The organism is Pseudomonas sp. (genome assembly GCF_050739995.1).
Taxonomy (GTDB): Bacteria; Pseudomonadota; Gammaproteobacteria; order Pseudomonadales; family Pseudomonadaceae; genus Aquipseudomonas.
In genome coordinates, this window is the sequence record NZ_JBOICG010000203.1 from 1 (window position 1) to 11,562 (window position 11,562).

At 60.1% G+C, this 11,562-nt stretch carries 12 protein-coding genes; 7 read left to right on the plus strand and 5 right to left on the minus strand.

The window, feature by feature from the left end:
• A partial coding sequence (locus ACRESD_RS07085) for a JAB domain-containing protein (protein WP_431750277.1) occupies positions 1 to 328 on the plus strand: 328 nt, incomplete at its 5' end.
• A gap of 3 nt (positions 329 to 331) precedes the next feature.
• Here the strand turns inward: ACRESD_RS07085 and ACRESD_RS07090 are convergent.
• Positions 332 to 1,924 (minus strand): ABC transporter substrate-binding protein, encoded by a 1,593-nt coding sequence (locus tag ACRESD_RS07090; RefSeq protein ID WP_431750278.1) that lies wholly within the window; start codon positions 1,922 to 1,924, stop codon positions 332 to 334.
• A 458-nt stretch (positions 1,925 to 2,382) separates the two neighbouring features.
• On the opposite strand from ACRESD_RS07090, the gene rpmB reads away from it, so the two are divergent.
• Positions 2,383 to 2,616 (plus strand): 50S ribosomal protein L28, encoded by a 234-nt coding sequence (rpmB, locus tag ACRESD_RS07095; RefSeq protein WP_010207494.1) that lies wholly within the window; start codon positions 2,383 to 2,385, stop codon positions 2,614 to 2,616.
• 11 nt (positions 2,617 to 2,627) lie between these two features.
• On the plus strand, positions 2,628 to 2,783 hold the full coding sequence (gene rpmG / locus ACRESD_RS07100) for a 50S ribosomal protein L33 (protein WP_003176906.1): 156 nt from the start codon (positions 2,628 to 2,630) through the stop codon (positions 2,781 to 2,783).
• Positions 2,784 to 2,855: 72 nt separating this feature from the next.
• On the opposite strand, the gene ACRESD_RS07105 is transcribed toward rpmG, so the two are convergent.
• A complete protein-coding gene (locus tag ACRESD_RS07105; protein WP_110620468.1) occupies positions 2,856 to 3,218 on the minus strand; it encodes a cupin domain-containing protein in 363 nt (120 codons plus the stop codon).
• Between the two features lie 230 nt (positions 3,219 to 3,448).
• Here ACRESD_RS07105 and ACRESD_RS07110 point away from each other — a divergent pair, with 230 nt between their 5' ends.
• Complete coding sequence (locus ACRESD_RS07110) at positions 3,449 to 4,942, plus strand: aldehyde dehydrogenase (RefSeq protein WP_431750279.1); 1,494 nt, start codon at positions 3,449 to 3,451, stop codon at positions 4,940 to 4,942.
• Positions 4,943 to 5,121: 179 nt separating this feature from the next.
• A complete protein-coding gene (locus ACRESD_RS07115; RefSeq protein ID WP_431750280.1) occupies positions 5,122 to 6,264 on the plus strand; it encodes an MFS transporter in 1,143 nt (380 codons plus the stop codon).
• Positions 6,265 to 6,289: 25 nt separating this feature from the next.
• Here ACRESD_RS07115 and ACRESD_RS07120 read toward each other — a convergent pair whose 3' ends face one another.
• Positions 6,290 to 7,858 (minus strand): phospholipase D family protein, encoded by a 1,569-nt coding sequence (locus tag ACRESD_RS07120; protein WP_431750281.1) that lies wholly within the window; start codon positions 7,856 to 7,858, stop codon positions 6,290 to 6,292.
• Between the two features lie 62 nt (positions 7,859 to 7,920).
• Entirely contained in the window at positions 7,921 to 9,345 is a 1,425-nt protein-coding gene (locus tag ACRESD_RS07125) for a PLP-dependent aminotransferase family protein (RefSeq protein WP_431750282.1), read from the minus strand.
• Between the two features lie 165 nt (positions 9,346 to 9,510).
• On the opposite strand from ACRESD_RS07125, the gene ACRESD_RS07130 reads away from it, so the two are divergent.
• Positions 9,511 to 9,729, plus strand: a complete 219-nt coding sequence (locus ACRESD_RS07130; protein WP_431750283.1) for a DUF1127 domain-containing protein — start codon at positions 9,511 to 9,513, stop codon at positions 9,727 to 9,729.
• Between the two features lies 1 nt (position 9,730).
• On the opposite strand, the gene ACRESD_RS07135 is transcribed toward ACRESD_RS07130, so the two are convergent.
• Positions 9,731 to 11,023: an NAD(P)/FAD-dependent oxidoreductase gene (locus tag ACRESD_RS07135; protein ID WP_431750284.1), complete on the minus strand. Its 1,293-nt coding sequence runs from the start codon at positions 11,021 to 11,023 to the stop codon at positions 9,731 to 9,733.
• 115 nt (positions 11,024 to 11,138) lie between these two features.
• On the opposite strand from ACRESD_RS07135, the gene ACRESD_RS07140 reads away from it, so the two are divergent.
• Complete coding sequence (locus ACRESD_RS07140; protein ID WP_016975913.1) at positions 11,139 to 11,492, plus strand: YkgJ family cysteine cluster protein; 354 nt, start codon at positions 11,139 to 11,141, stop codon at positions 11,490 to 11,492.
• Positions 11,493 to 11,562 lie beyond the last annotated feature (70 nt).

Genomic DNA, 11,562 nt, shown 5'->3' on the forward strand with positions numbered 1-11,562 from the left:
GTTGCGCCATGAGCCCCACGAGATATTCGGCTGCCTGTTTCTCGACTCAAAGCATCGAGTACTGGGTTTCGAGGCGTTATGCGAGGGCACCATAGACACGGCGATCGTCTACCCTCGGCAAGTGGTCAAGCGTGCACTGGCGTACAACGCGGCGGCGTTGATCCTCTGCCACAACCATCCATCCGGGAGTGTGGAGCCCAGTGCAGCTGATCGAAAATTGACCAAGTTGCTGCAAAAGGCTCTGGAAGTGGTGGATGTACGGGTGTTGGATCACATCATCGTGGGGGATGGTGACCCGCTGTCCATGGCCGAATATGGTTGGATGTAAGGTTCAGGGTTTTATGCTGACCTTGGAGTAGTCCTGGCGCCCAAACGGACTCACCTGATACCCCTCGACATTCTTGCGTGCCAGGGCAAATGCCGTCGGATGCGCCAGCGGCAACCACAACGCCTGCTGCTGGATCTGCGTCTGGGCCTGTTGATACAACTTGCTGCGTACCCCTTGCTCGCTGGTGGTCTTGCCGGCGCTGATCAGTTTGTCCAGCGCTGGGTCGCAGTAGCGGGCGAAGTTCGTACCGGACTTCACTGCTGCACACGAGAACTGAGGGGTCAGAAAGTTATCCGGGTCGCCGTTGTCGCCGGCCCAGCCCATGAACAACAGATCGTGCTCACCGGCCTTGGCGCGGCGAATCAACTCGCCCCACTCGATCACCCGGATTTCGGCCTGGATACCGACCTTCGCCAGGTCCGCCTGCAGCAATTGTGCGCCGAGGTTCGGGTTGGGATTCAGCAGGCTGCCGGTTGGGCGTGTCCAAATGGTGGTCTTGAAACCGTCCTTGAGGCCTGCGCGTGCCAACAATGCCTTGGATTTGGCAAGGTCCTGTGGATAACCCGGTAGCTCCTTGGCATAGCTCCACGTGTTCGGTGGATAAATGCCATTGGCCGCTTCGGCGGTGCCCTCGAATACGGCCTTGAGGTAGCTGCCCTTGTCAAAGGCCAGGTTGATTGCCTGACGCACTTCGGGCTTGTCCAGCGGTGGGTGCTGGCTGTTGATGGCAACGAATGCGGTCATGAAAGCGGCGGTCTTCTCCACCTTCAGCGCCGCGTCCTTCTCTGCTTCGCCCACATCCAGAGGTTTGGGCGACAGGGCGATCTGGCACTCATCGCGGTGCAGTTTCTGCAGGCGTACGTTGGCGTCCGGGGTGATGGCGAAGATCAAGTTATCCACAGCCGGCTTGCCCGCAAAGTAGTCCGGGTTGGCCTTGTAACGCACCACGGCATCTTTTTGGAAGCGCACGAACACAAACGGGCCAGTGCCTATTGGCTGGCTGTTGAGTTTCTCCGGTGTACCGGCCTTGAGCAGTTTGTCGGCATATTCCGCTGGATAGATCGATGCGAACCCCATGCTCAATGCCGCGAGGAAGGTGGAGTCGGCGTGGTCGAGAGTGAAACGCACGGTCAGCGGGTCAAGGGCGTCGATTTTTTTGACCAGCGTGGGCAATTGCAGTGACTGCGCATGGGGGAAGCCGCTTTGGGCGACCTGGTGCCATGGGTTGGCCGGGTCGAGCATGCGTTCGAAGCTGAAACGCACGTCCTCCGCCGTCAGGGTACGGCTTGGGGTGAAATACTCGGTGCGATGAAATTTCACGTCCGGGTGCAGCTTGAACGTGTATGTCAGGCCATCCGGGGACACTTCCCAACTGTCTGCCAGGCTTGGCACCAGCTTGCCGCTGACTGCATCGTAGTCCACCAGGCGATTCATCAGTACGTCGGCTGAGGCGTTGGTGGTGGTCAGCGAGTTGTACTGCACCACATCGAACCCTTCAGGGCTGGCTTCGGTGCAAACACTCAAGCTGGTGGCGGCAACGGCCAGCGGCGCAATAAATAGAGGGGCTAGCAATAGCGGTAGGGCAGCGAGGCGCATATTCGGTTTCCTGTGCAGATCGAAGGCCCATCTGCGAGTGCAGTCTGGAAAAAAGCCTACCGTAGTGGTCTGCCGGATAAATGACTAGCCCATTTTTGCCTGTGCTTTTGCCGCAAATGCTGTTTTGATGGCGCCTCGGCGCATTTCGCAGTGCAGCTCACCGGCACGCGGGCGTTGTAAATCATTTTGTGCGACGAGCGGTCGGCTATTGCAGCGGCCCCTGCTGGCAACGGTTCAGGCGTCCGATGCCAAGATTTAAGTCGGTAAAAACGCACGGGCTGTTGTTGTGCTGGGGTCTTTCTGGTATAAAGCAGCGCTCTTTTCTAGGGGCCCGGTTCCTTCGTTTGTAGGTGTAGCCGGTAAGACCCTAAAGAAACGCGGCGCCTGGCGCCAAATGACTGAGAGATTAAGCGGCCAACCCATGCCGGGTTGGGCATGTGGTTTTAGAGGGCTGAGGCATGTCGAGAGTCTGTCAAGTTACCGGTAAGGGTCCGGTGACTGGGAATAACATTTCCCACGCAAATAACAAAACCCGTCGTCGTTTCCTGCCGAACCTGCAGCATCACCGCTTCTGGGTTGAAGAAGAGAAACGTTTCGTCCGTCTGCGCGTATCTGCCAAAGGCATGCGCATCATCGACAAGCGTGGCATCACTGTCGTGCTGGCTGAATTGCGCCGCGCTGGCACAATCTAAGGAGCTATATCATGCGTGAATTGATTCGAATGATCTCTAGCGCCGGTACTGGTCACTTCTACACTACCGACAAGAACAAGCGTACTACCCCGGACAAGCTCGAAAAGAAAATGTTCGACCCGCGCGTTCGCAAGCACGTGATCTACAAAGAAGGCAAAATCAAGTAATTGATTTTCTTCCTTGTGAAAAAAAGCCCGTATCTCACGATCCGGGCTTTTTTTTTGCCTGGGATTTTCCGATCAGGCTTTCTGTTCGAACACCACGTAGATCTTGCGGCACGGCTCCAGCACTTCCCAGGTACCGCTGAAACCGGCTGGGATCACGAAACGGTCGCCAGCGCGTAAGGTCTTGGCGTTGCCATCGGCATCCCGCAATACAGAAACGCCCTGCACAATCTCGCAGTACTCATGTTCGGTGTAATTGACCTTCCATTGCCCGACTTCACCTTCCCACACCCCGGCACTCATCTGTCCACACGGGCTGTTGTAGTGGTTGTAGATCGTTTGCTCGGGATCGCCCTTGAGGATTTTTTCGGCGGCCGGGCGGTAGCGGTCGGGGGCGGTGTTGGCTTGGCTGAAGTCGACGATGTCCTGGATGCTCATGTGCGTGTCCCGTCTGGCCTGGGGTTGGAGAGCCCAAAGTCTATGTTTATTAAAATGAACATCGCAAGGGCGTTTACTGGCGTTATGTCAAATATATTGAAACACCCCCAGCCGCTGGTTTAGGGTGGCAGCTGCCTTGAGCCGAACAGCAGGCTGGCCGGGCAAGAATTCTTTGAGGCTGCCGGGGGACATCACCTGGCCCTTGTATTCAATAAGAGGAGGACACTCGCATGACCACCCTGACCCGTGCCGACTGGGAACAACGCGCCAAGGACCTGAAGATCGAAGGTCGCGCCTACATCAATGGCGAGTACACCGCCGCTGTTTCCGGTGACACTTTCGAATGCATCAGCCCGGTCGATGGCCGCCTGCTGGCCACCGTCGCCAGCTGTGATGTCGCCGACGCCCAGCGTGCCGTGGAAAACGCCCGCGCCACCTTCAACTCCGGTGTCTGGTCGCGCCTCGCGCCGGCCAAGCGCAAGGCCGCCATGATCCGCTTCGCCGCGCTGCTCAAGGACAATGCCGAAGAGCTGGCACTGCTCGAAACCCTGGACATGGGCAAGCCGATCAGCGACTCCCTGAACATCGACGTCCCCGGCGCGGCGCAAGCCTTGAGCTGGAGCGGCGAAGCCATCGACAAAATCTACGATGAAGTGGCCGCTACACCACACGATCAGTTGGGCCTGGTAACCCGCGAGCCGGTGGGTGTAGTTGGCGCCATTGTGCCGTGGAACTTCCCACTGATGATGGCCTGCTGGAAACTCGGCCCGGCGCTGTCCACCGGTAACTCCATTATTCTCAAACCGTCCGAAAAATCCCCACTGACCGCCATCCGCATCGCGGCCCTGGCCGTTGAGGCAGGTATTCCGAAAGGCGTGTTCAACGTGCTGCCGGGTTATGGCCACACTGTGGGTAACGCGTTGGCGGTGCACATGGACGTCGACACCCTGGTGTTCACCGGCTCCACCAAAATTGCCAAACAACTGTTGATCCGCTCCGGCGAATCGAACATGAAGCGCGTGTGGCTGGAAGCGGGCGGCAAGAGCCCGAACATCGTGTTTGCCGATGCGCCGGACCTGCAAGCGGCTGCCGAGTCCGCTGCTGGAGCGATCGCCTTCAACCAGGGCGAAGTCTGCACCGCAGGTTCGCGCCTGCTCGTCGAGCGCTCCATCAAAGACAAATTCCTGCCGCTGGTGATCGAGGCCCTCAAGGGCTGGAAGCCAGGCAACCCACTGGACCCGGCGACCAACGTGGGTGCGCTGGTGGACACGCAGCAGATGAACACTGTGCTGTCCTATATCGAGGCTGGTCATGCCGATGGCGCCAAGTTGGTCGCGGGTGGCAAGCGCACCCTGGAAGAAACCGGTGGAACCTACGTTGAGCCGACGATTTTCGACGGCGTGACCAACGCAATGAAGATTGCCAAGGAAGAGATCTTCGGCCCGGTCCTGTCGGTGATCACCTTCGACAGCGCCGAAGAAGCTGTCGCCATCGCCAACGACACCATTTACGGCCTGGCTGCAGCCGTGTGGACAGCCGATATCTCCAAGGCACACCTGACCGCCAAAGCCCTGCGCGCCGGCAGCGTGTGGGTCAACCAGTACGACGGCGGCGACATGACTGCACCGTTTGGTGGCTTCAAGCAGTCGGGCAACGGCCGTGACAAGTCGCTGCATGCGTTCGACAAGTACACCGAGCTGAAGGCGACCTGGATCAAGCTCTAAGCAACACCGCAGGTCAAATGTGGGAGCCGGCGTGTGTGGGAGCTGGCTTGCCTGCGATAGCATCACCGTGGTGTGGCTGACACACCGAGGTGCCTGCATCGCCGGCAAGCCCGGCTCCCGCACACGCCGGCTCCCACACTGTTTTTGTGAACTTGAAAATTATCCACAGGAGCGTGGAAATGCGTTGGGCGACTTATTTCGCCGTCCTGGCCTCGGTCCTGAGTGTCGGCCTGGCCCTGGGTGTCAGTATGCCGCTGGTGTCCCTGCGCCTGGAGGGTTGGGGCTACGGCAGTTTCGCCATTGGCGTGATGGCAGCGATGCCAGCCTTCGGCGTGCTGCTGGGGGCGAAAGTCTCCAGCCGCATGGCCTCATGGTTGGGCACCGCCAACCTGATGCGCCTGTGCCTGTGGGCGGGTGCGGTTTCCATCGGGTTGTTGGCGATCTTGCCCAGCTACCCGGTCTGGCTGGTGCTGCGCTTGATGATCGGGGTGATCTTGACCATCGTATTTATCCTTGGTGAAAGCTGGATCAACCAGTTGGTGGTGGAGCAATGGCGTGGCCGCCTGGTGGCGCTGTATGGCTGCAGTTATGCCTTGAGCCAGCTGTCGGGGCCGCTACTGCTGGGTGTACTGGGCACTGATCATGATTATGGCTTTTGGGTGGGCGTGGGTCTTTTGATGGTGGCGCCGTTGTTGCTGTTGGGGCGCTCCGGCGCACCCACGGCCGAATCTTTCAGCGTGACTTTCGGCGACCTGTGGCGCTTTTGTCGCAGCCTTCCGGCGATCGCCTGGGCAGTGGCGTTGTTCGCTGCGTTTGAAGCGATGATCCTGACGTTGCTGCCGGTATATTGCCTGCAACAAGGTTTTACCGCCGAGATCGCCTTGGCGATGGTCAGTACGGTGGTGGTCGGTGATGCGCTGCTGCAATTGCCGATTGGCGCGCTGGCGGACTATCTGCCGCGACGTACGCTGTTCTTGAGTTGTGCGGTGCTGTTGCTGGCCTCAAGCCTGGCGATTCCATTGATGATGCACACACTGCTGATCTGGCCGGTGTGGGTGATCTTCGGCGCCAGTGCCGGTGGATTGTTCACGCTGTCGTTGATCCTGATTGGCGAGCGCTACCGCGATGATGCACTGGTGCGTGCCAATGCCCATGTGGCGCAGCTGTGGGGTATCGGTTGCCTGATCGGCCCGTTGGTGGCGGGTGCCGGCAGCCAGTGGATCAGTGGGCATGCATTGCCGCTGCTGATGGCGGCTGGGGCGTTGGGCCTGGTGTTGCTGTTGTTGCGCCAAGGTGCATTCGGCGCCGCGCAGCCAGCCTGACCTAAAAATGTGGGAGGGGGTGTTCTTAAAGCATGCGCTCCAGGCCCACATGGGTGGCAAACCAGGCATTAAAGCGCCGCCACCAACTGCCCGGCTCGTGGCCCAGAGTATGCATTTGGCCGTTGTCCTCGGTGACCCAGACTAACTGGCCGTCCTGTAACTTCGCCTGATAGCTCAAGGCTGGCGACATACCTTCCAGCGCCAGGCTGCGCACGTGTTCCGCCAGCTCGGGGCTGTCTACCAGTACGCCGACTTCGGTGTTCCATAGCACCGAGCGCGGGTCGAAGTTGAACGAGCCGATAAACGATTTTTCCCGGTCAAAGATCATCGCCTTGCTGTGAAGGCTGGAGTCAGAACCGTGAAAAGCGCCCCGGCGAAACAGGTGCGGACCACTGCCGCCGCTACCGGAGCCTGGCTGGCGGCGCAACTCGTAGAGTTTTACCCCATGTTCCAGCAGTGCCTTGCGATACGGAGCGTAGCCGCCGTGTACCGCGGGTACATCGGTGGCTTCCAGTGAGTTGGTGAGCAGGCTCACCGACACGCCGGCATCGGCACGGCCAGTCAGGTAAACCAGCCCGGGCTGGCCCGGTACGAAATACGCCGAGATCATCATCAGCTCATGGTTGACGCCTTTCAACTCTGGCGCCAGCTGTGTGGTGAGCAGCAAGCGCGGGTCCGGGTCGGCCTTGGCCAGCACCTTGCTCGGCGCGTCCCACAGCGCCTGGTTCCAGGCCCAGATCAGCTCGCGACGCCAAGTATCCATGCGCGGTTGGGTTTGGTAAGTGCGCAGGCGGTTATACAGGGCGTGATTCTGCTGGCGTGATTCGGCCAGCGAATCCTGCAGGCGTACACGTGCCGCGGCCAAATCATTTTTGGACGGGCTGTTCGACACGAAGTCGTCGATGGGTTTGCTCAGGGCGCTGTTCCAGTATTGGTCAAAGCTATGCCCAAGCTGCTCAGCCACCGGCCCTACGCTGAGCATGTCGATATCGGTGAAGTTCAGGTTGGGTTCGGCGTCAAAATACTCATCCCCCAGGTTGCGACCGCCAACGATGGCCACGCTGTTGTCCGCCAGCCACAGCTTGTTGTGCATGCGTCGGTGCTGCAGCGACAGGTTGAACAAGCGGCCCATGGCCCGCGTCACGCCGGTGCTGCGTCCCAGGTGCAGCGGGTTGAACAGGCGAATCTGGATCTGTGGGTGGGCGGCGAGGGTGGCGATGATCTGGTCGAGACCGTCGCTGGTGGTGTCGTCCAGCAGAATGCGAATGCGCACGCCACGATCAGCAGCCTTGAGCAGTTCATCCACCAACATGCGCGTGCTGATGCCGTCGTGGACGATGTAGTACTGCAGGTCGAGACTGGTCTGGGCGTTGCGGATCAACTCGGCGCGAGCCATGAAGGCTTCGCTGCTGTTGGGCAGTAGGCGAAAGCCGGAGCGGCCTTGGTAGGGTGCTGCCTGGGCCTGGATCGAGCGACCAAATGACGATTGTGCGGCGGGCAGCGCGTCGCTGGGAATGCGCGGCACATCCACCGTGGCGCAGCCGCCCAGGGCCATGGCGGCGAGCAGAAAAAACGGTAAAAGCCGTCGAGTCATCAAAGGCGCTGCTTCCAGGTCAGGGCGGTTGTGGGCATATGACGGCTAATTTCGGGGAAAGATCAGTCTTCAACCTCGGCGAGCATTTTGATCGCCGCAGCGCCGACTTTGCGCACGGCTTCTTCAATCTGCGGGGTTGGCTTGGCGCCGTAGTTCATGCGCAGGCAGTTCCGGTACTTGCCCGATGCAGAAAAGATGCTGCCTACGGCCACCTGTACGCCTTGTTCCACCAGCACGCGATTGAGCTTGAGGGTGTCGAAGCCTTCCGGCAGTTCTACCCATAGCATGAAGCTGCCCTGGGGGCGGCTGGCGCGGGTGCCGGCCGGGAAATAGCGGCTGACCCATTCGAGGATCAAGTCGCGATTGCGTTGGTATTGAGTGCGCATCCGCCGTAAATGCGGTTCGAAATGGCCATTTTTGAGGAATTCCGCGATGGCGATCTGCGGCTGTGTCGCCGTAGAGCCGGTGCTGATGTATTTCATATGCAGCACCCGGTCCAAATACCGGCCCGGCGCCACCCAGCCAATCCGCAGGCCGGGAGCCAGTGTTTTTGAAAAGGAACTGCAGAGCAATACGCGGCCATCTTCGTCGAAAGACTTGATGGTGCGTGGGCGCGGGTAGCTGTAGGCCAAGTCGCCATACACATCGTCTTCGATGATCGCCACGTCAAAGCGCTGGGCCAGAACCAGCAGCGCGCGTTTACGCGCCTCCGGCATGATGTAGCCCAGCGGGTTATTGCAGTTGGGGGTCAGTTGAATGACCTTGATCGGCCACTGTTCCAGCGCCAGTTCCAGGGCCTCCAGGCTGATGCCGGTGATGGGGTCGGTAGGGATTTCCAGGGCTTTCATGCCCAAGCCCTTGAGGGTTTGCATGGCGCCGTGGAAGCTCGGCGAGTCCACGGCAACGATGTCGCCCGGCTCGCAGATGGCGTGGATGCTGGCAGACAGCGCCTCATGGCAACCGGTGGTGATGACGATATCTTCGGCGGTGAGTTGGCAGCCCGAATCCAGCGACAACCGGGCGATTTGTTCGCGTAACTCCATACAGCCGAGGATGTTGTCGTAATACAGCCCCGGCAGATCCTGGCGACGACTCACACGGGCCAGGCTGCGTAGCAAGGGTTTGAGGGTCGGTGACAATACATCCGGCATGCCACGACCCATCTGTATGACATCTTTGCGTGGCACTGCGCGGATCAGTTCCAGGACCTGGTCCCACTGGGAGATTTCCACTGGTCGCTGGGCCGGGCGCCCCACCTCGGGCAGGGCCGGCAGCTCGCGGCCGACGGGCACGAAGTATCCTGATTTTGGCTTGGGCATGGCCAGGCCGTTGTCTTCCAGTACGCGATACGCCTGCTGCACGGTGCTCAGGCTGACCCCGTGTTCCACACTCAGCGCCCGTACAGACGGCAGGCGATCACCCGGGCGGTAGAAGCCCTGTTCAATGCGAGTACCCAGCAATTCGGCGAGGTTGACGTAAAGGGTCATGGCGGCCACTCCTGGGGACCAGTACAGATGTACCGAAAATACAGGATTCAAGGAGCTAAAGGCAGTGTCTGTATGGTTTTAATAAAGTTGAGTTGAATCTGTAATGGTTTTGCCTGCTCGTCGATCCTAGTCACTCATGGCAACAAGCAAATGAGGGGCAGCAAAATGAGCGGCATGAGCGATGTGCGGTTGACACTACACAGTCAGGAGTTGGAAGCGGAGCAGGCAATGTCGATGTCGGCCCGTCACCGCTGGAACCTGTTCTGGCGTCATCGTCATACCCGCAAGGCCCTGCTGAGCCTGACCCCTGAGCAATTGCGCGATGTCGGGCTGACTGCGGAGCAGGCGCGCCACGAAGGTTTGAAACCCTTCTGGCGCGGCTGACTCAGACCAGCTCTTTGAAGCGGTGCCAGAGCATCCCCAGGGCCAACAGCGGCGAGCGCAGATGTTTGCCGCCGGGGAAGGTGATGTGCGGCACCTGGGCGAACAGGTCGAAGCGGCCCTGCTGCTGGCCGCTGATGGCTTCGGCCAGCAGCTTGCCAGCAAGGTGCGTGGCGTTGAGGCCATGGCCGGCGTAGGCCTGGGCGTAATACACGTTGGGTTGGTCCGCCAACCGGCCAATCTGCGGCAGGCGGTTGGCGCCGATACCGATCATGCCGCCCCATTGGTAGTCGATCTTCACGTCAGCCAATTGCGGGAACACTTTGAGCATCTTCGGTCGCATATAGGCGCCGATATCCTGGGGGTCGCGACCGGAGTAGTGGCAAGCTCCGCCGAACAACAGGCGGCGGTCGGCGGACAGGCGGAAGTAGTCCACCGTTACCCGCTGGTCACACACGGCCATGTTCTGCGGCAACAGGCTGGCGGCCAGGGGTTCGCTCAACGGCTCAGTGGCGATGATATAGCTGCCGGCGGGCAGGACTTTGCCGCTCAACTGCGGATTCAGGCCATTGAGATAAGCATTGCAGGCCAGCACCAACGTTTTGGCGCGCACGTTGCCTTGAGTCGTGTGCACGTTGACTTCAGGGCCGTAGTCGATGTGCGTCACTTCGGATTGTTCGAACAGTTTCACGCCCAACTGCCCGGCGGCGGTCGCTTCGCCGAGGGCCAGGTTCAGCGGATGCAGGTGGCCGGAGCCCATGTCGATCATGCCGCCGACATAGCGCTCGGAGCCGATCACACTGCTCATTTCGTTGGCTTGCAGCAGGCGTACCTCATGCCGGTAGCCAAGGCTGCGCAGTTCTTCGGCGTCTTCGGCCAAGCCTTCCAGGTGGTGAGGTTTGTTGGCCAGGTCGCAATAGCCCCAGGTCAGGTCGCAGGGGATTTGATAGCGCTCGATACGTTCGCGAACGATTTCCACGGCTTCCAGGCCCATCAACTTCATTTGGCGCACGCCATCGGTGCCGATAACGTTGGCAAACTGGTCCAGGCCGTGGCCGACGCCGCGAATCAACTGGCCGCCGTTACGTCCGCTGGCACCCCAGCCGATCTTGCGCGCTTCCAGCAGCACCACGCTGAAGCCGCGCTCGGCCAGCTCTAGCGCGGTATTCAGCCCGGAATAACCACCGCCAATCACGCACACATCCGCACGCATTTCGCCAGCCAGCGCCGGGTAGTCGGGTTGCGGCACGCTGCTGGCAGCGTAGTAAGAGGTGGTGTGCCGGGCGCTGGCGGTCATGGGGAGCATCCCTGTTTGGAAAATTTGACGCAGGATACAGCGGTCGGGCGAAGCTGTCTCACCGGGGCTTTTTGCGGCAGAATCCACGCCTATTCGCCGTTCGGTACGTGTTTCGATGAGTTGCAACAGTCAGAAAATCAGCGCGCTGCGCAGGCAGATTCCTTCGTTCGAGTGCGTTCCCGGTTGCCACGACTGTTGTGGGCCGGTGACGACGTCGCCCGAGGAAATGTCGCGGCTGCCACGCAAGACCGCCGCTGAACAGGACGCTGCCATGGACGAGCTGAACTGCGTGCACCTGGGCCCCAACGGTTGCACGGTGTACGACGAACGCCCGCTGATCTGCCGGCTGTTCGGCACCACCAAGACCCTGCCGTGCCCGAATGGGCGGCGGCCGGTGGAGTTGATTCACCCGCGGGTGGAGAAGCAGATCCACGAGTACATGGCGAGCACTCGGCAGGTGCTCGTCTAACGGATATGTGCGGTCAAAAAATGTGGGAGGGGGCTTGCTCCCGATAGCGGTACATCAGACACACATGAGC